The 21,878-nt window shown below is 65.9% G+C and carries 19 protein-coding genes and 1 tRNA gene; 11 read left to right on the top strand and 9 right to left on the bottom strand.

Translation table 11 applies throughout. The features are described 5' to 3' along the window. Window positions 1-4: 4 nt before the first annotated feature. The 3 genes from K4G67_RS03830 to K4G67_RS03820 form a co-directional block, all read right to left on the bottom strand. On the bottom strand, window positions 5-742 hold the full coding sequence (locus tag K4G67_RS03830) for a response regulator (protein ID WP_239805050.1): 738 nt from the start codon (window positions 740-742) through the stop codon (window positions 5-7). A 39-nt stretch (window positions 743-781) separates the two neighbouring features. Then, entirely contained in the window at window positions 782-1,315 is a 534-nt protein-coding gene (locus tag K4G67_RS03825; RefSeq protein ID WP_239805049.1) for an EF-hand domain-containing protein, read from the bottom strand. A gap of 222 nt (window positions 1,316-1,537) precedes the next feature. Then, entirely contained in the window at window positions 1,538-3,352 is a 1,815-nt protein-coding gene (locus K4G67_RS03820; RefSeq protein ID WP_239805048.1) for an aminopeptidase P family protein, read from the bottom strand. Between the two features lie 198 nt (window positions 3,353-3,550). Here K4G67_RS03820 and K4G67_RS03815 point away from each other — a divergent pair, with 198 nt between their 5' ends. From K4G67_RS03815 to K4G67_RS03805, 3 genes are read left to right on the top strand one after another with little or no spacing between them, the layout of a single operon-like run. Continuing rightward, window positions 3,551-5,644, top strand: coding sequence for a S9 family peptidase (locus K4G67_RS03815; protein WP_239805047.1), 2,094 nt, complete (start codon window positions 3,551-3,553; stop codon window positions 5,642-5,644). Beyond that, entirely contained in the window at window positions 5,644-6,141 is a 498-nt protein-coding gene (locus K4G67_RS03810) for a DUF2939 domain-containing protein (protein WP_239805046.1), read from the top strand. Before K4G67_RS03815 ends, K4G67_RS03810 begins: the two co-directional genes overlap by 1 nt. Further along, window positions 6,138-6,560: an acyl-CoA thioesterase gene (locus K4G67_RS03805; RefSeq protein ID WP_239805045.1), complete on the top strand. Its 423-nt coding sequence runs from the start codon at window positions 6,138-6,140 to the stop codon at window positions 6,558-6,560. Before K4G67_RS03810 ends, K4G67_RS03805 begins: the two co-directional genes overlap by 4 nt. Here K4G67_RS03805 and K4G67_RS03800 read toward each other — a convergent pair. Together K4G67_RS03800 and ald are read right to left on the bottom strand one after the other, a co-directional pair. Beyond that, the gene (locus K4G67_RS03800; protein ID WP_239805044.1) at window positions 6,557-8,380 is read right to left on the bottom strand and encodes a GGDEF domain-containing protein; all 1,824 of its coding nucleotides are present in this window, start codon (window positions 8,378-8,380) and stop codon (window positions 6,557-6,559) included. The genes K4G67_RS03805 and K4G67_RS03800 overlap by 4 nt on opposite strands. A 71-nt stretch (window positions 8,381-8,451) precedes the next feature. Continuing rightward, entirely contained in the window at window positions 8,452-9,567 is a 1,116-nt protein-coding gene (gene ald, locus K4G67_RS03795; protein WP_239805043.1) for an alanine dehydrogenase, read from the bottom strand. A 140-nt stretch (window positions 9,568-9,707) separates the two neighbouring features. Between ald and K4G67_RS03790 the strand changes: the two genes are divergently transcribed. Further along, on the top strand, window positions 9,708-10,178 hold the full coding sequence (locus K4G67_RS03790; RefSeq protein ID WP_239805042.1) for an Lrp/AsnC family transcriptional regulator: 471 nt from the start codon (window positions 9,708-9,710) through the stop codon (window positions 10,176-10,178). Here K4G67_RS03790 and K4G67_RS03785 read toward each other — a convergent pair. Then, complete coding sequence (locus K4G67_RS03785; protein ID WP_239805041.1) at window positions 10,175-12,544, bottom strand: DNA translocase FtsK; 2,370 nt, start codon at window positions 12,542-12,544, stop codon at window positions 10,175-10,177. The genes K4G67_RS03790 and K4G67_RS03785 overlap by 4 nt on opposite strands. Before the next feature lie 67 nt (window positions 12,545-12,611). Beyond that, window positions 12,612-13,196 carry a thiamine phosphate synthase gene (locus K4G67_RS03780; protein ID WP_338026388.1) on the bottom strand — a complete coding sequence of 195 codons (585 nt, stop codon included), beginning with the start codon at window positions 13,194-13,196 and terminating at the stop codon, window positions 12,612-12,614. A gap of 40 nt (window positions 13,197-13,236) precedes the next feature. On the opposite strand from K4G67_RS03780, the gene K4G67_RS03775 reads away from it, so the two are divergent. After that, entirely contained in the window at window positions 13,237-13,890 is a 654-nt protein-coding gene (locus K4G67_RS03775) for a YggS family pyridoxal phosphate-dependent enzyme (RefSeq protein WP_239805039.1), read from the top strand. Between the two features lie 71 nt (window positions 13,891-13,961). Continuing rightward, window positions 13,962-14,255: a GNAT family N-acetyltransferase gene (locus K4G67_RS03770; RefSeq protein ID WP_239805038.1), complete on the top strand. Its 294-nt coding sequence runs from the start codon at window positions 13,962-13,964 to the stop codon at window positions 14,253-14,255. A gap of 73 nt (window positions 14,256-14,328) precedes the next feature. Here the strand turns inward: K4G67_RS03770 and K4G67_RS03765 are convergent. Further along, window positions 14,329-14,403, bottom strand: a tRNA-Thr gene (locus K4G67_RS03765). A 115-nt stretch (window positions 14,404-14,518) separates the two neighbouring features. Here K4G67_RS03765 and K4G67_RS03760 point away from each other — a divergent pair. The 4 genes from K4G67_RS03760 (at window position 14,519) to K4G67_RS03745 (ending at window position 18,342) form a co-directional block, all read left to right on the top strand. After that, window positions 14,519-14,707 carry a hypothetical protein gene (locus K4G67_RS03760; protein WP_239805037.1) on the top strand — a complete coding sequence of 63 codons (189 nt, stop codon included), beginning with the start codon at window positions 14,519-14,521 and terminating at the stop codon, window positions 14,705-14,707. Between the two features lie 88 nt (window positions 14,708-14,795). After that, entirely contained in the window at window positions 14,796-16,697 is a 1,902-nt protein-coding gene (locus K4G67_RS03755) for a M1 family metallopeptidase (protein WP_239805036.1), read from the top strand. A gap of 119 nt (window positions 16,698-16,816) precedes the next feature. Next, window positions 16,817-17,851, top strand: a complete 1,035-nt coding sequence (locus K4G67_RS03750; RefSeq protein ID WP_239805035.1) for a serine hydrolase — start codon at window positions 16,817-16,819, stop codon at window positions 17,849-17,851. Next, window positions 17,848-18,342, top strand: coding sequence for a gluconokinase (locus K4G67_RS03745; protein WP_239805034.1), 495 nt, complete (start codon window positions 17,848-17,850; stop codon window positions 18,340-18,342). The genes K4G67_RS03750 and K4G67_RS03745 overlap by 4 nt, the downstream gene beginning before the upstream one ends. Before the next feature lie 115 nt (window positions 18,343-18,457). On the opposite strand, the gene K4G67_RS03740 is transcribed toward K4G67_RS03745, so the two are convergent. Further along, a complete protein-coding gene (locus tag K4G67_RS03740; protein ID WP_239805033.1) occupies window positions 18,458-18,730 on the bottom strand; it encodes a hypothetical protein in 273 nt (90 codons plus the stop codon). A 265-nt stretch (window positions 18,731-18,995) separates the two neighbouring features. On the opposite strand from K4G67_RS03740, the gene polA reads away from it, so the two are divergent. Then, a complete protein-coding gene (gene polA / locus K4G67_RS03735) occupies window positions 18,996-21,878 on the top strand; it encodes a DNA polymerase I (RefSeq protein ID WP_239805032.1) in 2,883 nt (960 codons plus the stop codon).

The raw sequence follows: 21,878 nt of genomic DNA, 5'->3' as shown, positions 1-21,878 counted from the left end.
GCGTTCAGCCGGATGCCGCGCGCGTTACGTCGGCGGCCAGCATGTAGCCGCCGCCCCGCACGGTCAGGATGAGCTGCGGATCGGAGCGGTCGATTTCGATCTTGCGGCGCAGGCGGCTGATGGCATTGTCGACGGCGCGGTCGAACAGATGCGCCTCGCGCCCCTGCACCATGTCGAGCAGGCGATCGCGGTCGATCACCTGTCGCGGGCGGTCGCAAAACGCCTTGAGCAGGCGGAATTCGGCCGAGGAAATCGCCACCACCGCCCCTTCGGGATCGAGCAGCCGCCGCTTGAGCGGATCGAGCCGCCACCCCTCGAAACAATAATCCGCCTCGGTTCCCGCCGGTGTCTCCGCCCGGCTCGCCCGGCGCAGGACCGAGCGGATGCGCGCGACGAGCTCGCGCGGCTCGAACGGTTTCACCACGTAATCGTCGGCCCCGATTTCGAGGCCCACGATGCGATCGGTCGCCTCCCCCCGCGCGGTGAGGAGGATGACCGGCACGCGCTGCGTCTCGACGAGATGGCGGGTGAGCGAAAGCCCGTCCTCCCCCGGCATCATGATGTCGAGCAGGACGAGATCGGCCGCCTCGGATTTCAGCATGGTACGCGCGGCGGCGGCGCTTTCGGCCTGCCGCACGGCGAAACCCTGCTTGGTCAGGTATTGGCAAAGCGGCGTGCGCAACGCCTCCTCGTCATCGACGACGAGGATCCGGTCGGGCACGGTTTCGGGCGCGTCGGCCATCAGCCGCCGCGCCCGGATCGGTATGCGGGATGTTTTGCGTCAGCCTGCATCGCCGCTCCGCTGCCGGTGCATGGCGCGCATCGCGTCACGGGCGGCCTTTCGCTCCGCTGCGGTGACGGTGCCGTCGCCATTCGCATCCATGCGGGTGAAATGGCTCTTTGCCGCGGCGCGCATTTCGGCGCGGGTGATCGCATCGTCGCCATCGGCATCGGCCATTTTCATCATGCCCAGACCCCTGCCGGCGCCGCGATGCGCCATCGGTCCGCGCTCTTCGCGCTGGCCGCGTGCGGCGAATTCGGTGCGGCTGATCTGCCCGTCATTGTCGGTGTCGAGCCGGTCGAACATGGCGTCCTGGCGGGCCTGCCGGTCGGCGGCGTCGATCGTGCCGTCGCCATTGCGGTCCATCCGGTCGAACAGGGCGAGCGCACGCGCCTCCGCCGTGGCGAGCGTCATGGGTTCCATCGCGGGACGGTCGCGGTCCTGCGGCGCGGCGCGGGCGATATCGGGGGCGGCGACGGCCACGGTGCCAAGGCCGATGACGGCGATACCCGCGGCAAGAACGGTCTTTTTCATGGTCGGTCCATCCACTTGCAAAAAGGGTGAAGCCGCGGCCAGCGCATCGGGCCTTGGGGGAGGGGACATCAGGGGAAAACCCGAATGATGCGCCGTCCGCGACTTCGTGAAACCCTTATAGCGGCCCGCCTGTCGCAGGATTATGCCAGAAGCGGTAAGAATTGTCGCAACGGGTATCAGGGGCCGGCCCGCGTTCATCTGCGCGCAAGGACCGTCGCCCGGTCACCCCTCCAGAGGCGCGCATTGCGCCGCGACCCAAGCCAGATCGCCCGCATCGTCCATCACCGATTTCGCGATTTCCAGCGTGCGGGCATGGTAATCGTCCACCCATTGCCGCTCCGCCTCGGTCAGCATGGCGACATCTATGAGCCGCCGGTCGATCGGCACGAAGGTCAGCGTCTCGAACCCCAACACGTCGAGTTCGGCGCCGGGCACGTCCTTTTTCACCGTCAGGATCAGGTTCTCGATCCGGATGCCGTATTCGCCCGCCTTGTAATAGCCCGGCTCGTTCGAGAGGATCATGCCGGCATGCAGTTCCTGCGCCGTGCCGGCCTGCCCGCCGCCGGGCTTTGCAATGCGCTGCGGCCCTTCGTGCACGCCGAGATAGCTGCCGACGCCGTGGCCGGTGCCATGCGCGTAATCGACGCCCGCCTGCCACAGATATTGCCGCGCGAACCCGTCGAGCTGGCCGCCCGTGGTGCCTTGCGGAAACAGCGCGGTGTCGATGGCGATATGCCCTTTCAGCACGCGGGTGAAACGGTCGCGCACCTCCTCATGCGGGGCGTCCGGCCCGACCCAGATGGTGCGGGTGATGTCGGTGGTGCCGCCCGGATATTGCCCGCCGCTGTCGACGAGATAGACGCTGTTCGGCTCCAGCTTGCGGTTGCTCTCCGCATTCACGCGGTAATGCGGGCTGGCGCCGTTCGGCCCGGCGCCCGATATGGTGTCGAAGCTGGTATCGCGCAGGTCGCCGCTCTGCGCGCGTTCGTTATAGAGCCTGTCCACCGCGGCAAGCTCGTCGATGTCGCCCTTTGGCGCCTCTTCGTCGAGCCATTTGAGGAAGCGGGACACCGCCCGCGTATCGCGGGCCTGCGCCTCGCGGTGGCCCTTCACCTCGGCGGCGTTCTTGATCGCCTTGGGCAGCATGATCGGATCGGTGAGCGTGACGGGCGTGGCGCCGGCAATCTCCAGCACGTCATAAATTGCCGCGACCCCGCTGTCGGGATCGACCGCGACACGCTTGCCGCCAAGCTCGTTGAGCCCGGCCTCGATCTCGTCGCGGCCGCGCAGCGTGACCTGATTGCCGAGATGTTCGCGCAGGTCACCATCGACCTTTTCGGGCGCGACGAACCATTGCGCGGTCCCGTCGTCGGCGACGATGACATAGGACAGCGCGACCGGCGTGTGGCTGACATCCGCGCCGCGTATGTTGAGCAGCCATGCAATGGAATCGAGCGCGCCGATCACCGCGGCATCGCAGCGGTTTTCCTTCAGCCAGCGGGCGACGGCCTCGCGCTTGTTCGCGCTGGTCTCGCCGGCAAGGTCGTTGGCGTAGGGCTGTGCCTTGGCCGGGGACGGTTCGGGCCGGTCCTGCCACACCGCGTCGATCGGATTGCTGTCGAGCGGGACGAGCTCGGCGCCGACCGTCTCCAGAGCCTTTTGCGTATCGACAACCCAGCCGCGCGCATGCAGCCAGGGATCGAAGCCGATGCGCGCACCCTTCGCGACATTCTTCGCCAGCCATTGCCCGTGGCTGGTCGCCGGCACGTTTTCATAGTCCCAGAACTTGCCATCGACCTGTTCGCGCACCTGGAGCGTATAGCGCCCGTCAACGAACATCGCGGCCTTGTCGCGCAGCACGATGGCGCTGCCCGCGCTTCCGCCGAACCCGGTGAGCCAAGCGAGCCGCTGGGCATAATCGCCGACATATTCGCTCATGTGCTCATCGCTGATCGGCACGACGAAGCCGTCGAGATCGCGGCGTTTCAATTCCTCGCGCAGGGCGGAGAGGCGGGCTTCGTGGGTGTGCATCAACATGGGCGTTACCTTGCAGTCGGAATATCGGGCCGAAGTTCAATCGGCGGTTTAATCGGCGGGCGCGCTTGCAGGGGCAGGGGCGCGACCATAGATGCCCAACATAGACACGCCGGCCCGCGCTTTAAAGCGCAGTCGGCACGCCGCCTGTGCGTATGAACGTCGCACTGGGCCGGATACCGCCATTGGAAAGGCATTTTCTTGACCGACACGACCCCCGCGACGCAGCCCCCCATCGCCCGGAAACAGGACGATCGCACGACCCATCACGGCATCGCGATCACCGATGAATATGCCTGGCTGCGCGATGCCGGCTATCCCAAGGTGGAGAACGCGGACATCCTCGCGCATCTCAACGAAGAGAACCGCTGGTTCGAAACGCGCATGAAACCGCATGAAACGCTGGTCGAGGATCTGTTCAGGGAGATGCGCGCCCGGATCAAGGAAGCCGACGCCTCCGTCCCGCAGAAGGATGGCGAGTGGTACTACTGGATCGAATATCTCGACGGCGCGGAATACAAGCAATGGTGGCGCAAGCCCGCCGCTGGCGGCCGCGATGGCGAGGAGGGCAAGCAGCTCATCCTCGACGAGGCGGCCCTGGCCGAGGGGCACGAATATTTCAGCCTCGGCGCCTTTTCGGTGAGCGCGGACGGCACGATGCTCGCCTATGCGACCGATACCGACGGGTCGGAACGCTATGAGGCGCGGTTCCGCGATCTTTCCACCGGCGCCGATCTGCCCGATGTCATTCCCGGCACGCTGGGGTCGCTGGTCTGGGTGAAGGGCGACAGTGGCATCGTCTATTCGCTGGCCAATGAAAACTGGCGCACGGACAATGCGCGGCTCCATTGGCTGGGCCGGCCGGTCGCGGAGGATACCGAGCTGTTCCACGAGGATGACGAGGGGTTTCGCGTCGGTTCGGGCCTTTCCGCCACCGAGGAATGGCTGATCATTGCGACGAGCGATCATGAAACGAGCGAGGCGTGGATCGTGCCCGCCGACGATCCGGAGGCCGAACCCGTGCTGATCCGCGCGCGGGAGAAAGGCGTCGAATATGATGTCGACATGCGCGGCGACACGATTTTCATCCACACCAACGACACCCACGAAAATTTCCGCCTCGCCACCGCGCCGCTGTCCGGTCCGGCCGCATGGACCACGCGGATCGAGGGGTCGGACGATTTCTACCTGACCGGTTTTGAACTGTTCCGCGATTTCTATGTGATCGAGGGGCGCCGCGACGGTCTCGACCAGATCGAGATCCGCTCCTACGACGATCCGGCGGATGTGCGGCCCATCGCCTTTCCCGAGGCCAGCTTCGTCGCCAGCCTCGGCAACAATCCCGAATATGCCGTCGATACGCTCCGCCTGTCGTATAATTCGATGGTCACGCCGGGCACCGCCTATGATTATCACCTGGCCGACCGCCGGCTGGAGGTGTTGAAGGTGCAGGAGATCCCGTCGGGCTACGATCCCTCGCAATATCGCACCGAACGCGTGACGATCACCGCGCGTGACGGGACGGAGGTTCCCGTTTCGCTCGTGATGCGAGCCGATACGCCGAAGGACGGTTCGGCCCCGCTGCATCTCTATGGCTATGGTGCCTATGGCATCGCGATCCCGCCCGGTTTTTCGACCACGCGGCTCAGCCTCGTCGATCGCGGCTTCATCTATGCCATCGCGCATATTCGCGGCGGCGACGATCTGGGCCGGCGCTGGTATCTCGATGGAAAGCTGGAGCGGCGGACCAATGCGTTTACCGATTTCGTCGATGCGGCGAACGGGCTGATCGACCTCGGCTATACGCGCAAGGGCCGGGTGACCGCATCGGGCGGGTCGGCGGGCGGCGAGCTCATGGGCGCCGTCGTCAACACCGATCCCGACATCTGGGGCGCGGTGGTGGCGCATGTGCCATTCGTCGACGTACTCAACACCATGCTCGATGCGTCCCTGCCGCTCACGCCCGGCGAGTGGCCCGAATGGGGCAACCCGATCGAGGACAAGGCCGCCTTCGAACTCATCCGCAGCTACAGCCCCTATGACAATGTCACGGCACAGAATTACCCGCCGATGCTCGTCACCGCCGGGCTGAACGACCCGCGCGTGACATACTGGGAGCCGGCGAAATGGGTCGCCCGCCTGCGCGACCGCAAGACGGATGACAATGAACTCCTGCTCAAGGTCAACATGGGCGCGGGGCACGGCGGCAAGTCGGGCCGGTTCGATTCGCTGCGCGAGGTGGCGGAGGAATTCGCCTTCATCCTGTGGCAGATGGGCATGACGAAGGCGGCGTGATGCGAAAACTTCTCGCCTTGCTGTTGGTCGCGGGGGTGCTGCTGGGCGGCTGGTACTATGCCTCGCCCCGCTATGCGCTGTACCGGCTGGAGCAGGCCGCGCGCGACGGCGATGCCGCCGCGTTGGAGGAGCAGGTCGATTTCGCCGCGCTGCGCGGCTCGCTCGTAAGCGAGCTCGATGAAGAGATCGATGCACGTGGGGGATCGCCGCTCGAACGGCTGGGCGCAAGGATCGCCGGCGTGGCGGCGGGGCCGGTGGTGGACCGGCTGGTCACGCCGGAGGGTGTTGCCCGGCTCCTGCGCGAAGGGCGCGCCGGCCCGGTCGCGATGCGTCCAGAGCGCGGCGGCGATGGCCGCGAGGCGGAAGCGCCCAACCTGCGCATTCTTCGCCGCGGTCTCGACGAATTTCGCGTGACCGGGGCGGCAACGCAGGGTGCGCCGGCGCTGATCTTTGCGCGGGATGGGCTGGGATGGACGCTGGTCGGGGTGGATCTATGAGCCGTTTTACCATGCGCTTTACCGCGCGGGCCGAACATATCGACATCATGGGCCATGTGAACAATGCCGTGTGGCTGCAATGGGTGCAGGACATCGCGGGCGCGCACTGGCACGAAATCGCCACGGCGGAGGAGAACGCGGCGGCGATCTGGCTCGTGACGCGGCACGAGATCGACTATCGCGGCAATATTGCACAAGGGGAGAGCGTCATCGCCGAAACCTGGGTGCCGGATCGCCCCGCCGGTGCGCGGTTCGATCGCATGGTGGCATTCCGGCGCGAGGCGGACGACGATGCCGCAGGCGGACGGGCGCGGCCCATCGTGTCGGCGCGCTCGACCTGGGCCATGCTGGACCGCGAAACGCGCCGCCCCATGCGCGTGCCGGCCACGCTCGCGGACCGGGTGCTGACGGCGGATTAGGCGCCGGTCGGGCCGTTGTCCTCCGCGCGGCGCCCGCGACTTGTCTGCGGATTGCGGCGATCCGCCGTGCGGCCGGGCGCCGAGAAGAATTGCATGCGTTCGCTGATCATCCGGTCGCGACCGCTGTTCTTCGCTTCGTACAAAAGCCGGTCGGCGTGGGCGTAGAGCTGCCGCATGCTCGTCCTCGTGCCCGGCGGCGTATCGACCAGTCCCATGCTCGCGGTGACGACGAGGTCGATGCCGGGCATCTGATTGGCGACGCGGATGGGAATGGCGCTGCGGATGCGTTCGCAGCGTTCCTGCATCGCATTGCCCCGCACGAGCAGGACGAATTCCTCGCCCCCCATGCGGAAGGGAAGGGCCTCGTCGTCGCTGCTCAACACCTTGGCGACTTCCTGCAGGACGCGATCGCCGGCGGAATGGCCGAAGCGGTCATTGACCTGCTTGAAGAAATCGAGGTCCAGCACCGCGAGGCCGGTAAATCCCTCGGCCCTGAGTTCGGCGAATTTCTGCTCCAGCGCGCGGCGGTTGAAGATCCCGGTGAGCGCATCGCGGTCGACGAGGCCGGACAGCATTTCGAGCCGGGAGCGGGCCTGGTCGTGATCGCGGCGCAGGATGTCGAAACGATCGACCACGCCCAGCGACGTCATCAGCACCTCGAACGCGAGGGTCAGGAAAAACAGCTGCCCGACCCATGGCGGGCTTTCGGAAAGGCCGACGCCCTTGGCGATGCGTTCGAGGCCGAGCAGCAGCAACGGGGTCCAGCCGATGATCTGAAACCACACCGCGCGCGAACCGCGGCGGCGCGCCTGCATCATGGCGGCGACGTAAACGAAGGTGAGGGGGAGGAACCCCGCGCTGAACATGGTGAGCGAAAAGGTGCGGAACATGGGCAGCGGCAGCAGGATCGTGCCCAGCACGGCAAACGTGGTCCACCCCGTGACGACGAGCGCGCGGCGCATGCCGGGGCCGAGCATGCCGGGCTCCAGAAAGCGGACCGTGAATTGCGTGCCGAGAAACGCGGCGGTCAGGAAGCTGAACGGGTAGAGGAACAACAGCACATGGATATTGGGCGTGAGGAGATAATTGCCGAGCCCGCTCGCGATCTTGATGTAGATCAGCATGCTGATGACGGCGGCACTGTGCCAGATGATGAAGGTCTTACGCAGCACGCGGTAGAACGCGAGATTGTAGATCAGCGGCACGAGCATCAGCCCGCACAGAAACGCCATCAGCAGCATGGACCCACGGCCCCGGCCGAGCGACATCGCGCCGTCGTTTTGCGCCTGTTCCAGCATCGCGTCGGATGCGATGGCCCGGTTCCACGGTTTGGTGACCGTCACGATCAAGGCGTCCGCGCCGCGCAGATCGGGCAGCGGAAGGGCAAAATTCGGCCCGTTCACGAACATGTCGATATCATCGAGCGTGTAGCGCGCAACCTCCTTCGTCCTATCGCCGTGCCGCACCGCCATCGACAGCGTATCGAAACGGGCGACGTGGCTGACGAAATGGGTGGCATGCGCCGCGGCGGCGAGGTCGTCCGAATCGAACAATATCCGGACCGGCCCGGTGACCGACCCGTGACCGACGGGTTCGCATAGCCATTCGCCCCCGTTGGTACGGGCCGTGCCGGGACCGCCCCCATCGGGACTGCCTACGCCGGGACTGGCCGCCCCGGCATCGACCGGACCGAATGCAAAACACGAAGCCCTCACCGAATCCACCGGGAGCGGATGCGCCAGCGCGAGACCCACGACGCCGATCCCGCCGGTTACCGCAGCGAGAAACGCAGAGAGAACGAATATCAGCCGAATCGACATCGGACGGGCGTATAGGACAAATTTACAGCCTTCGAGTTAACGCATTCCCCGAAAAGACCGTTAGCGGGGGATCAGCCGATAGCCTGTGAAACCGGCAAATATTCGTATCCCAGTTCTTCGGCCACGGCGCGATAGGTAACATGTCCATTATGGACGTTAATACCCTGCGCGAGATGCGGATCGGCCTTTGCCGCGGCTTTCCACCCGTCCCGCGCGATGGCGAGCGCATGGGGCAGCGTCACGTTGTTCAGCGCATAGGTGCTGGTCCGGGCGACCGCGCCGGGCATGTTCGCGACGCAGTAATGCACGATGCCGTCCACGATATAGGTCGGGTCGTCATGGGTGGTGGCATGGCTGGTTTCGAAACAGCCGCCCTGGTCGATGGCGACGTCGACGAGCACCGCGCCCGTCTTCATCGACGACAGCATGTCGCGCGTGACAAGCTTGGGCGCCGCCGCGCCGGGGATCAGCACGGCGCCGATGACGAGATCCGCCTCGCACACCGATTCGAACAGGTTCGCCTTGTTCGAAAAACGGGTCTTGGCCCGGCTTTCGAAATGATTGCCCAGCCGTTCGAGCTGCTCCGGGCTGCGGTCGAGGATGGTGACGTCGGCGCCAAGGCCGACCGCCATCTGCGCCGCGTTGAAGCCGACGACCCCGCCGCCGATTACCGCGACCTTCCCCGGCATAACGCCCGGCACCCCGCCGAGCAGCGTGCCGCGCCCGCCGTGCCGCTTTTCAAGCGCGGTGGCGCCGGCCTGGATCGACATGCGGCCGGCGACCTGGCTCATGGGTTTGAGCAGGGGGAGCTGTCCGTTCGGCCCCGTCACGGTTTCATAGGCGATGGCGGTCACGCCCGACTTGACCAGATCGGCGGTCTGCGCCGCGTCGGGCGCGAGGTGCAGATAGGTATAAAGAATCTGGTCGCCGTGCAGCTTTGCGCGTTCTTCCGCCTGCGGTTCCTTGACCTTCACCACCATGTCGCATTCGGCGAAGATCGGATCCGGTCCGTCCACGATCTTTGCGCCCGCATCGACATATTGGCGGTCGTCCGCGCCAATGCCGTTGCCCGCCCCTGTTTCGACCCAAACCTCGTGGCCCGCGGTGACGAGTTCGTGCACGCTCTCGGGCGTCAGGCCGACGCGATATTCGTGGTTCTTGATTTCGCGGGGGGTGCCGATGCGCATGGAGGGTGTCCTGTCGATGAATTGTCCTGTCCGGCCATCATACGCGGCATGGGGCGTAATGTTTCGCCTATTTCGCCTTGCTACACGGCATGAAGTGGGAATAATTCCCGTTCGGAATACAAAATACGGGAAGATCATGCATGGACCGCCACGATGTTGCCTTGATCGAAGCGCTGCAACGCGATTCATCGCGGCCCATCGCGCAGCTTGCCGAAACGCTCGGCCTCTCCGCCTCGGCATGTCACCGGCGGATCCGTGCGCTCGAATCGAGGGGGTTGATCGCGGGCTATATCGCGCGGGTGAATCCGCACGCGCTCGGCCTCGCGATCGAGGCGTTCGTCGAAATCACGCTGGTCAGCCAGAGCCGCGAGACGATGGACCGGTTCGAGACGGCCGTGGGCGATTTCGACGATATTCTCGAATGCCATCTGATGAGCGGCGCGCATGATTACCAGCTGCGCGTGGCGGCGGCCGATCTTTCCCAATACGACCGGATCCACCGCGAATGCCTGTCACGCCTGCCGGGCGTGTCGTCGATGCGGTCGAGCTTCTCCATCCGCCGGATCAAGCGGATGCGCGCCTATCCGGTCCCGGACGGGGCGGGCGGTTAAAGCACCTGCCCGTCCTTGTCGCGGTAGATTTCGCGGCGGCCGACATGGTTCGCCGGCCCGACCAGGCCGTCCTTCTCCATCCGCTCGACCCATTTGGACGCGGTGTTGTAGCCGACGCCCATCTGCCGCTGGATCCAGCTGGCGGAGACTTTCTGGGCCTCGAACACCATCTGGCACACCTGCATGTATTTGCGGTCGTCGGGATTGTCCGCCGCCCCGTCGAGATCGTCGAAGCTGAATCCGCCGCCGTCCTCCGGCTCCTCGGTGACCGAATCGACATATTCCGGCGCCCCCTGCGCGCGCCAATGATCGGCGACCGCCTCGACCTCCTCGTCCGATACGAACGGGCCGTGCACACGGGTCAGCGGTTTGGAGCTCGCCTTGTACAGCATGTCGCCCTTGCCGAGCAGCTGTTCCGCGCCCTGATCGCCGAGGATCGTGCGGCTGTCGATGCGGCTGGTGACGTGGAACGAGATGCGGGTCGGCATGTTCGCCTTGATCACGCCGGTGATGACGTCGACCGAGGGGCGCTGCGTCGCCATGATGAGATGGATGCCCGCCGCGCGCGATTTCTGGGACAGGCGCTGGATCAGCACCTCGATCTCCTTGCCCACCGTGATCATGAGATCGGCAAGCTCGTCCACGATCAGCACGATCTGCGGCAGCACCTCGTAATCGAGCTGCTCTTCCTCGAACAGTTCCTCGCCCGTTTCGGGGTCGAAGCCGGTCTGCACCCTGCGGCCGAGCGGCTTGCCCTTGGCGGCGGCGGCCTTCACCCGTTCGTTGAAGCTGGTGAGGTTGCGCGCGCCGATGCTGCTCATCATGCGATACCGGCGCTCCATCTCCTCCACCGCCCATTTCAGGGCGCGGACCGATTTGGCAGGCTCGGTGACGACGGGCGACAAAAGATGCGGAATATCGTCGTAGCTTTTGAGCTCCAGCACCTTCGGATCGATCAGGATGAGCCGGCATTCGGCGGGCGTCAGGCGATAGAGCAGCGAGAGCAGGATGCAGTTCAGCCCCACCGACTTGCCAGAACCGGTCGTGCCCGCGACCAGAAGATGCGGCATCGCGGCGAGGTCGGCGACGATGGGTTCGCCCGCGATATCCTTGCCCAGAATGATCGGCAGCATGCCCGAATGGTCGGCAAAGGCGGCGCTGGTGATCAATTCGCGAAAGGCGACCATCTGCCGGTCCGCATTGGGAAGCTCGATCCCCATGACGGTCTTGCCCGGAATGGGCGACACGCGGGCGGAAATCGCGCTCATGTTCCGGGCGATGTCGTCGGCGAGGCCGATGACGCGCGCGGCCTTCACGCCGGGGGCGGGTTCCAGCTCGTACATGGTGACGACGGGGCCGGTGCGCACGGCGGTGATCTCGCCCTTCACCTTGAAATCGTCGAGCACGTTTTCGAGCAGGCGGGCGTTGCGCTCCAACGCCATCTTGTCGAGCTTTGGCGCGCTATGCTCCGGCGGTTCGGCGAGGAGTTCGGGGCTGGGGAGCGCGAAATTGCTGTTGAAGAAATCGCCCTGGCTCGGCCGGGTGCGTATCTCGGCGGGTTTGGGCGGCGCGGTGGGGTCGGAGATTTCGGGCGCGCGGCGGGGCGGGCGCGGCGCGGCGTCGGCCTCGTCACCGGCGAAATCATCGTCGCCCGACGGGGCGGCGGGCGCGGCGCGGCGGCGCTCGGCCTTCGGTTCGGGCGCGGTATCCTCGCGCGGCGCATTGTCGCGCGCGGGGCGCAGGCGGTGCAGCATCGCGGGCAGCGTCATCAGCCCGCGCCAGTCGATCGCGAACACCCGCCCGGCAAGGACCACCCCCGCCGCGAGCGCCGCAATCGCCAGCGCCAGGATGATCCACCCCGCATAGGCCGCCCCGGCCAGCCCCGCGACCCCGGTGATCAGCATCGCGCCGCCCAGCCCAGCGATCCCGCCCATCCCCGCAGGAAGCCCGCCGACGGGATTGTCGAACACCAGCGCCATCACGGCCGACAGCAACACCATCGACAGCAGCAAAAGGCCGAGCGGCCGCCACCAGCGCGGGCGCGCGCCATCATCATCGGGGTCCGCCAATTGCCACAGCCGCCGCGCGAACACGTAGAGCAGCGGCAGCAGCAGCGCCGCGACCGGCCCGAACAGTACGAGCAGCCGTTCCGCGGCCAAGGCACCGGCCTGCCCCATCCAGTTGGCGACATCGGCGCCCGCCGCCGTGCTGGGCGAGGGGTCGGTCTGGCTATAGCTGAGCAGCGCGAGCGCCAGAAACAGCGCGAGCGCGAAGAGCGCGGCGGCCCCTGCCATTTCCAGAGTGCGGCTTACGCTGCGCTGCCATGCCGCGCGCCAGTCGGGCGCGCCCCGTGCCGTGGTCGCCATGCGGCCCCCCATTGAACGAACGATCGAACGATATCGCCGCGATTATGCGCCGCGCCGGGACTCCGCGTCAAGAAAGCGGCGCCTCCTTGCGACGAATGTGCAAAACTCGCCCCGCGGCCTGTCCGCTCAGCCCGTCGATCGCGGCCCAGCCATGCGGGACGAGCCGGCCCGCCCGCGCCGCCGTCATCCCGCCCAGGAACGCGACCGGCATCGCCGCCCGGCGCGCCAGCAACATCGCCCGCGCCGGACCAAGCGTTGCGCCGCCCGGATGCGAGCGGGTGGCGAACACGGTCGACACGAAAACCATGTCCACGCCCGCCCGCCGCGCCATGCCCAGTTCGCGCAGCGAATGCACCGTCGCCAGCCGAAGCAGGCCTTGTGCCGGGCGCAGGGCCGACGGCGGCCCGTACATCGCATCCGCCCCCCACGCCCGCGCCAGCGCCGCATCGCCCGACAGCGCCGCGACATGTCCCCGCGTGCGTGCCAGCTTCTGCAACACGCCGAACCGCCGCCGACGTTCTTCGGGTGCGAGATGATAGTGCCGGAACACGAACCCGCTGCCGCGCGGCAGGCGGCGCAGGCTGTCGGCCAATGCCGCATCGTTGCGCGCATCGGACAGCAGCCAGACGCGCGGCAGTATCCCGCGTTGCAAAGGGTTTCGCCATGTCACCCATCCGCTATAGCATTGCGGCATGACGACACCACTCACCGAAACGAAAGCGCGCATCGCCGCCGCCGCCGAACTGTCCCGCCGAAAGCCGGACGATGTCACGCTCATCGCCGTGTCCAAGACGCATCCCGTCGATGCGATCCGCCCGCTCCTTGACGCAGGCCACCGGGTGTTCGGCGAAAACCGGGTGCAGGAAGCGGCGGAGAAATGGGAGGTGCTGCGCCGCGAATACGATGGCGTGGAACTGCACCTCGTCGGGCAGTTGCAGTCGAAGAAGGCGGACGATGCCGTCGCGGTTTTCGACATGATCCATTCGCTCGACCGGGAAAGCCTCGTGAAGGCGCTGGGCAAGGCGATGGCAAAGGCGGAGCGCGAGGTGCCCTGTTTCGTGCAGGTGAACATCGGCGACGAGGATCAGAAGGGCGGCTGCGCGATTGCCGACCTGCCGGCGCTTCTCGCCATGGCGCGGGACGAAGGCGTGCCGGTCGCAGGGTTGATGTGTCTCCCGCCGCAGGGGATCGAACCGGCGCCGTTCTTTGCGCTGCTGGCCAGGCTGGCACAGGATCACGGGCTCGATGCGCTGTCCATGGGGATGAGCGCGGATTTCGAGACGGCCGTGACGCTGGGCGCGACGCATGTGCGGGTGGGGACCGCATTGTTCGGGGCGCGCGACTGAGCGGCGCGGCACAGGCCAAGCTGGAACGCTGCCCCGCCCGGTCGGTTAATCGGGCAAAGGAGCTTTGCACCATGGCCAATACCACGATTACCCACCACCCGGCCCCCGATGGCGGCGAATATCACGCCGCGGTCGAAGGCGCCGACGCGATCGGGCGCCTGACCTACAAGATGCGCGGGGAGGATGTGCGCGTCGCCGATCACACGCTGGTCCCCCCGGCGATCGGCGGGCAGGGGGTTGCCGCAAGGCTTGTCGAGGCGCTGATCACCGATGCGCAGGAGGAGAATTTCCGAATCGTGCCGCAATGCAGCTATGTCGAGGCGGCCTTTCGCAAGCACCCGGAGTGGAGCGATCTGCGCGCCTGATTCGCGAAACGTGCAATTCAGCCTGCTCCCAAGGGGCGGCCGTTTTGCCGACGATTTGCGATTCGGGGGGAAATGGTGCTGCTGGGGAGGATTGAACTCCCGACCTCGTCATTACCAATGACGCGCTCTACCACTGAGCTACAGCAGCACATACCGACTGCCGGGCCTTGTGTCCGCCCGGTGTCGAGGGCGCGCTATTGGCGGGCGGCCGCGTCATTGTCAAGGCGCTTGCGATACGCGGGCATGCTTGCCATCACAGGGGCATGAACGATGTTCCCGGTTCCGATCGCCAAAATGCCGAAGCCGAACCCCGGCCCGATACAAATTCGCGGGAGGCCGCCACGCTGTCGCGAGAGGAACGCCTCGCCGCGCAATTGCGGGCGAATCTGCGGCGCAGAAAGGCGCAATCGCGCGCCATCGACGCATCGAAGCCGCAGACGCCGCCGGACTGACCGTGCCGTGCGCGCCGCTGGCGTTATCGTTCAGCTTTTCAACATGCGGGATGCTTTAATTGCAGCGCCCATGATTTCAGGAAATTCAATGATCCGTAAAGCAACGCTTGCCCTTTCCGTCGCCGCCATCGCGATGGTGCCCGCCCTTTCCGCCCATGCACAGGACCGGCAGGCGCCCGCCCCCGTGCTGACCACGCCGGAGGCGCAGGATGCGTGGACCTATGCCGAACCGGCCGAGGCGCGGGTGAGCCATGTCTCGCTCGACCTCGTCACCGATTTCGACAATCGCCGCATTTACGGCACCGCGACGCTGGACATTACCGCCGCCGACGATGCCGATACGCTGGTGCTCGACGATGCGGGTTTGCAGATTCGCGCCGTGACCGATGGCGACGGGCAGGCATTGCCCTACGAACTCGGCGCGGCAAAGAATGTCGACGCCATGGGCGAGGCGCTGGGCCGTCCGCTCACCATCGCGATCGGCGATGCGCGGCAGGTGCGGATCGACTATGTGTCCGCGCCCGATGCAAGCGCGCTCCAATGGCTCCCGCCCGAGGCCACCGCAGGCGGCGAGAAGCCGTTCCTCTTCAGCCAGGGCCAGCCGATCAGCAACCGCAGCTGGATCCCGACGCAGGACAGCCCCGGCATCCGGCAAAGCTGGGACGCGCGCATCACGGTGCCAGAGGGGCTCGTGCCCGTGATGAGCGGCGTTCGGCAGGCCGAGGACATGCACGAATGGGGCAATGGCTGGACCAGCTATCGCTTTGTCATGGACAACCCGGTGCCGCCCTATCTCATCGCGCTGGCGGTGGGCGATCTTACCCATCGCGATCTCGGCCCACGGTCGGGCGTGTGGGCGGAGCCGTCGATGGTGGATGCCGCGGCCGAGGAATTCGGCGATGTCGAGGCGATGATCGACGCGGCGGAGGATCTTTACGGGCCGTATCGCTGGGGCCGGTACGACATGCTGCTGCTGCCGCCGTCCTTCCCCTATGGGGGCATGGAAAACCCGGTGATGACGTTCCTGACGCCGACGCTGCTGACCGGCGACCGGTCGAATACCGATGTCGTCGCGCACGAGCTGGCGCATAGCTGGTCGGGCAATCTGGTCACCAATGCGAGCTGGCGCGACAGCTGGCTCAACGAAGGGTTCACCACCTATTTCGAAAACCGCATCATGGAATCGCTCTATGGTGCGGAACGGGCGGCGATGTATGCCGATCTCGACTGGGGCGCGATGATCGCGGATATCGAGGATGCGGGCGGCATGGATGCGCCCTCGACCCGCCTGCATGGCGAACCGGGCGAAACCGCCGGGCAGCTCGATTATTTCAAGGGCAGCACCTTCCTGCGCACCGTGGAAAAGGCGGTGGGGCGTGACCGTTTCGACGCCTGGCTGCGGTCCTATTTCGACCGCTTCGCGTTTCAGCCGCAGACGAGCGCGGGATTGATCGCGGACATGCGCGCCAATCTTTTGACCGACGCGGAATTCGCGGCCATCGGGGTCGAGGACTGGATCTACGGGCCCGGCCTTCCCGACAATGCGCTGCATCCCGAATCGGAAACATTGAAAGCCGTCGATGCGCAGCTTGCCGCATTCAACGCGGGCGGGCCGGCCTCCGCGGTCGACACCGAAGGCTGGGCGACGCAGCAATGGCTGCGCTTCCTGCGCGGGATCGACCGCACACAGGATGCCGCTCGCCTTGCCGAGCTCGATGAGGCTTTGAACCTTTCGAACAGCGGCAATGCCTATGTGCAATCGGCGTGGTTCGAACTGGCCATCGCCAACCGTTACGAACCGGCGGTGCCGGCGATGCGCGCGTTCCTCGACAATGTGGGGCGGATGCTGCTCATCCGGCCGATCTATGCCGGGCTGGTGGAGCAGGGCGATTGGGGCATGGAAATCGCGCGCTCCGCCTTTGCGCAATCGCGGTCCGGCTATCACCCCATCGCCGCCAATATGGTGGAGGGGATCCTGGCCTCCGAATGACGGCATGAAACGGGCGCGGCGGGGGCTTTACCATTTCGCCGGGCCCGTTAATCTTTGGGCGCGTTAATCTTTGGCCCCGTTAATCTTTGGCCAACGCTCACCATGCTATCGGGGAAGACATGCTGGGACTGAACCTTACGAACATCCGGCGGACGGCGATATCCGCATTTGCCGCAATGGGCCTTGGCGCCGCCGGTCTCGCGATGACCGCCGGCGCCGCGCAGGCGCAGAGCTTCGAGGAATTCTTGAAGAGCGAGAACGGCGCCGTTCTCGACGGGCGCGAACGGGTCCGCGACGTGCCGCCCGCACTGCGTCAGGCGCTCTTTGCCGTGGCGCAGCCGGACAATGGCCGCATCGGTGTCGCCGCACTCGATCTCAACACCGGGGCGGAGGTTTCCATCCTGGGTGAGCAGGCCTTTCCCATGGCCAGCACGTCGAAAATCGCGATCGCGGCGACGTTCCTCGCCGGTGTGGATGCCGGGCGTTACAGCCTTCAGCATAAATACCCGTTGATGATCCCGGTCGCGTCGAAGGCATTCTCGACGCCCGTCGCCCCGGTGAAGCCGGGCATGATGCTTACCGCGCAAAGCCTGATCGAGCTGATGATCACGCGCAGCGACAACACCGCGACCGATGCGATGCTGGCCGCGGTCGGCGGGCCGAAGGCGGTGACCGCCTGGCTGCGCAGCGCCGGCATCGATCGGCAGCGTATCGACCGCGACATCGCGACGCTGGTGCGCGACGATGGCGAGTTCGATCCGGCATTGGTGGTGGATGAGCGCGACAGCACGCCGCCCGCCGAAATGGTCGAGCTTATCGCCGGACTGTATCAGGGCAAATGGCTCAGCCCCAAAAGCCGCGACGTGGTGATCGGCGCGATGACGCGCACCGTGACCGGGCGCAGCCGGATCAAGGCGGGTCTGCCCTCCGGCGTGGAATTCGGGCACAAGACCGGCACGCTCAACAATACGGCCAGCGATGTCGGTTTTGTCGAAATGCCGGACGGGCGCGTGATCGTCATGGCGATCTACGTCACCGGGCAGGGCGGCCGGGCACAGCGCAGCCAGAAGATCGCGTCCATCGCGCGCACCCTCTACAACGGATTTGCCCAAAATCGCTATGCCGGGAACGAGGCGGGCCGACGCGCCCCTTGATCCACCTGTGCATCATGGGGCCGAGCGGTTGCGGCAAGTCCACGCTCGGCCGCGCGCTTGCCGGCAGGCTTGCGGTCCCTTTCATCGAGGGGGACGATCTGCACGGGCCGGCCAATGTCGCGAAAATGGCGGCGGGTCACCCGCTCGACGATGCGGATCGGATGCCGTGGCTCCGCGCGCTGGGGCTTGCGCTCGCGGCGTCGGATGGCGCGGTGGCCAGCTGTTCCGCGCTCAAACGTGAATATCGGGACGGGTTGCGGGCGGCTTGCCCGGATGTGCGGTTCGTCCTGCCAGAGCTGACCATGGCGCAATTGCATGCGCGGATGACCGGGCGCGCGGGGCATTTCATGCCGCCGGCGCTACTGGCCGATCAATGTGCGGTGCTGGAACGGCCCGATGCGGACGAGAACGCGATCCTGGTCAAGGGCGACATGCCGGTGGAGCGGCAGGTCGAGGCCGTCCTCCGCGCGCTCGGCTTGGACCCGGAATAGGGCGCGAACAGACCGTAATCGTGCGATAGGGGCGGTGCGTGACCGGAATGCAGGCACGAAAAAGGGCGCGAGGGATATCCCTCGCGCCCCAATTCTTTACGCGAATGCGTAAGGATTAGTCGGCCTGCGCTTCGGCAACCGTCTCGTCCTGCATGTCGGCTTCGGCTTCGGCAGCAGCCTGATCGACGTCGGTGGCGACATCTTCAGCCATCATTTCGGTCTCGGTGCCCAGCTCTTCCATCTCGGCGCCAGCGGCGTCCATGTTGGCTTCGGTGTCAGCAGCCATCGAGTCAGCGGTCATTTCCGCGTTCTCTTCCGTGCCTTCCGAGCAAGCGGTCAGGGTCAGAGCGGAACCGGCGATGGCAGCGGCGAGAATGATCTTACGCATAGATATGCATCCTTATTTCGTTGAACATGGGCCGCAATGGCGGACCGCATGCGAACCGACCTTCACGGGCGGGCTCTGCAACCGTAAATAAGGGCGAAAATAAGGCAGCGCAAGCGATATTTCACGAGACGCCAGATTTTCTTAACCCCACAATGTGACGGGAATAGGGCGAGCCGTCATTTTTCGCACAGGGCGCGCGCCGCCCGGCAATGCGGTTCGCCAAGAATGGATGACCTTGCCCGCGCCCGGTGCTACTCGGGCGGGCATGAACGATCTTTCCCAAAGGGCCGGCGATGACGCGGCGGGCCGCAAACCGCATCTCTACCTTGTCGATGGCTCGGCCTATATCTTTCGCGCCTATCACCGTCTGCCGCCGCTGACCAATCCGGAGGGCACGCCGGTGGGTGCGGTCTATGGCTATACCACCATGCTGTGGAAGCTGGCGCAGGATCTCGACGAGGCGGACGGGCCGACCCATCTGGCCGTGATTCTCGACAAGGCGTCGCATTCGTTCCGCAACGATCTCTATCCCGATTACAAGGCGCATCGCCCGCCCCCGCCGGAGGATCTGAAGCCGCAATTCCCGCTCATCCGTGATGCCACGCGGGCCTTTTCGCTCGCCTGTATCGAGGAGGACGATCTGGAGGCGGACGACCTCATCGCATCCTATGCCCGCGGGGCGACGCGGCGGGGCTGGGACGTGACGATCGTGTCGTCGGACAAGGATCTGATGCAGCTTGTCGGCGCGTGTTCCGACGCGGACGACGGCGTGGAGGGCGGATGCATCGACATGCTCGACACGATGAAGAACGCGCGAATCGAAACCGCCGAGGTGGTCGAGAAATTCGGCGTGCCGCCCGAAAAGCTGGGCGATGTGCTCGCGTTGATGGGCGATGCGGTCGACAATATTCCCGGCGTGAAGGGGATCGGGCCGAAAACCGCCGAGAAGCTGATCAACGAATATGGCGACCTCGAAAGCGTGCTGGCCGCCGCGCCGGACATGAAGAAGTCCAAGATGCGCGAAAACCTGATCGAGCATAGCGAGATGGCGCGCCTGTCACGCCGTCTCGTGGCTTTGCGGGAGGATTGCGACCTGCCAACGCCGATCGAGGATTTCGCGCTTAACGGCATTCCGCCCGAACCGCTGGCGCAATTTCTCGAAACCCACGGCTTTCACAGCCTGCTGAAACGGCTGGGCAACGGGGCGGGGAGCCCGTCGCGCCCGACCGATCTCAACCCGGCGAAACCGCAGACCGCGGGCGAGAAAGCCGGTACGCGCCAGCCGCTCGCCGACATGCCGAAGCCCGATCTCGACAGCTACGAATGCGTGCAGAGCGTCGACCGGCTCGACGCGTGGATCGAGCGTGCCTTTGCCGCGCGCGCCGTCGCCATCGATACGGAAACCAGCGCGCTCGACGCAATGCGGGCGGAGTTGACGGGGATCAGCCTGGCGCTGGGCCCCAATGATGCATGCTACATCCCGCTCGGCCACGGCAGCGACGACATGTTCGAGGAACGGCCCGAGCAGATCGGCCGCGAGGTGGCGCTCGACCGGTTGCGCCCACTGCTGATCAGCGATGCAGTGCTGAAAATCGGGCAGAACATCAAATATGATCTCAACGTGCTGGCGCGGCACGGGGTTGAGGTCGCGCCCATCGACGACACGATGATCCTGTCCTTCGCGCTGGATGCCGGGCGTGGCGGGGGCGGGATCGGCAATGCGCATGGGATGGATTCGCTGTCCGAAACGCATCTCGGTCACACGACGCTGACGTTCAAGGACATCTGCGGCACGGGGAAGAAGCAGATCCCCTTCGGCGCCGTCCCGCTGGACAAGGCGACGCGCTATGCCGCCGAGGATGCCGACGTGACATGGCGCCTGCAACGCGTGTTGCGCCACCGTCTGGCCGATGAGGGCGGCACGAAAATCTACGAGAACGTCGATCGCCCGCTCGTCCCCGTGGTCGCCGCGATGGAGCGCGAGGGCGTCAAGGTGGACCGGGCCGAACTCGCCGCCATGTCGGAGGAATTCGCCGGCCAGATGGCCACGTTCGAGGCGCAGATCCACACGCTCGCCGGCGAGGAATTCGCCGTGGGCAGCCCGAAACAGCTGGGCGAGATCCTGTTCGACAAGATGGGTTTGAAGGGCGGGAAAAAGGGCAAGAGCGGGCAATATTCCACGGATCAGTCGGTGCTGGAATCGCTGGCCGGCGAGGGGGTCGAGATGGCCGCGCGCGTGCTCGACTGGCGGCAATTGTCGAAATTGCGTTCCACCTATACCGAGGCGCTGCAACAGGCGATCAACCCCGACACCGGGCGCGTGCATACCAGCTACAGCCTCGTCGGTGCGCAGACCGGGCGGCTGTCGTCGACCGATCCCAATTTGCAGAACATCCCCATCCGCACCGAAACCGGCCGCCGCATCCGGGATGCCTTCGTCGCGGAGGAGGGGCATGTCCTGCTCGCAGCCGATTACAGCCAGATTGAATTGCGCCTCGCCGCGCATATGGCCGACGTGCCCGCGTTGAAGGAAGCCTTTGCCCAAGGGCAGGACATCCACAGCCGCACGGCGGAGGAGATGTTCGGGACCGTCGACCGCGACACGCGCGCACGGGCCAAGACGATCAATTTCGCCATCCTCTACGGCATATCGCGCTGGGGCCTGGCCGGGCGGCTCGGCGTCGGACAGGACGAGGCGCAGGAGATGATCGACACCTATTTCGAACGCTTTCCGGGTATTCAGCGCTATATCGTCCACACGCTGGAGCAAGTGAGGGCGCGCGGCTATTCCGAGACATTGTTCGGGCGCAAGACGTGGTTCCCGCGAATCAATTCCAAGAACCAGGCCGAACGTTCGGGAAGCGAGCGCGCCGCCATCAACGCCCCGATACAGGGGACCAGCGCCGACATCATCAAGCGCGCGATGGTGCGAATGATGCCGGCGCTGCGCGAGGCGGGCCTGCCGCATGTGCGCATGCTGCTTCAGGTGCACGACGAGCTGGTCTTCGAGTTGCCCGAAGGCGACGTGGCCGCCGCCGCGCCCGTGATCGAGCGGGTCATGGCCGAGGCGGCGGGGCCGTCGGTCACGCTGGACGTGCCGCTGGGAGTGGATATAGGATCGGGAACGAGCTGGGGTGCCGCGCATTGA

This window comes from Croceicoccus hydrothermalis (assembly GCF_022378335.1).
GTDB lineage: Bacteria > Pseudomonadota > Alphaproteobacteria > Sphingomonadales > Sphingomonadaceae > Croceicoccus > Croceicoccus hydrothermalis.
Note: the sequence above shows the minus strand (reverse complement) of the source record. Positions and strands in the feature narration are given on the sequence as shown.

Excerpts from the sequence above, each read along its gene's own strand:
- K4G67_RS03830 (WP_239805050.1), bottom strand. The coding sequence starts at position 742 with ATGGCCGACGCGCCCGAAACCGTGCCCGACCGGATCCTCGTCGTCGAT.
- K4G67_RS03825 (WP_239805049.1), bottom strand. The coding sequence starts at position 1,315 with ATGAAAAAGACCGTTCTTGCCGCGGGTATCGCCGTCATCGGCCTTGGC.
- K4G67_RS03820 (WP_239805048.1), bottom strand. The coding sequence starts at position 3,352 with ATGTTGATGCACACCCACGAAGCCCGCCTCTCCGCCCTGCGCGAGGAA.
- K4G67_RS03810 (WP_239805046.1), top strand. The coding sequence starts at position 5,644 with ATGCGAAAACTTCTCGCCTTGCTGTTGGTCGCGGGGGTGCTGCTGGGC.
- K4G67_RS03805 (WP_239805045.1), top strand. The coding sequence starts at position 6,138 with ATGAGCCGTTTTACCATGCGCTTTACCGCGCGGGCCGAACATATCGAC.
- K4G67_RS03800 (WP_239805044.1), bottom strand. The coding sequence starts at position 8,380 with ATGTCGATTCGGCTGATATTCGTTCTCTCTGCGTTTCTCGCTGCGGTA.
- ald (WP_239805043.1), bottom strand. The coding sequence starts at position 9,567 with ATGCGCATCGGCACCCCCCGCGAAATCAAGAACCACGAATATCGCGTC.
- K4G67_RS03790 (WP_239805042.1), top strand. The coding sequence starts at position 9,708 with ATGGACCGCCACGATGTTGCCTTGATCGAAGCGCTGCAACGCGATTCA.
- K4G67_RS03785 (WP_239805041.1), bottom strand. The coding sequence starts at position 12,544 with ATGGCGACCACGGCACGGGGCGCGCCCGACTGGCGCGCGGCATGGCAG.
- K4G67_RS03775 (WP_239805039.1), top strand. The coding sequence starts at position 13,237 with ATGACGACACCACTCACCGAAACGAAAGCGCGCATCGCCGCCGCCGCC.
- K4G67_RS03770 (WP_239805038.1), top strand. The coding sequence starts at position 13,962 with ATGGCCAATACCACGATTACCCACCACCCGGCCCCCGATGGCGGCGAA.
- K4G67_RS03760 (WP_239805037.1), top strand. The coding sequence starts at position 14,519 with ATGAACGATGTTCCCGGTTCCGATCGCCAAAATGCCGAAGCCGAACCC.
- K4G67_RS03755 (WP_239805036.1), top strand. The coding sequence starts at position 14,796 with ATGATCCGTAAAGCAACGCTTGCCCTTTCCGTCGCCGCCATCGCGATG.
- K4G67_RS03750 (WP_239805035.1), top strand. The coding sequence starts at position 16,817 with ATGCTGGGACTGAACCTTACGAACATCCGGCGGACGGCGATATCCGCA.
- K4G67_RS03740 (WP_239805033.1), bottom strand. The coding sequence starts at position 18,730 with ATGCGTAAGATCATTCTCGCCGCTGCCATCGCCGGTTCCGCTCTGACC.
- polA (WP_239805032.1), top strand. The coding sequence starts at position 18,996 with ATGAACGATCTTTCCCAAAGGGCCGGCGATGACGCGGCGGGCCGCAAA.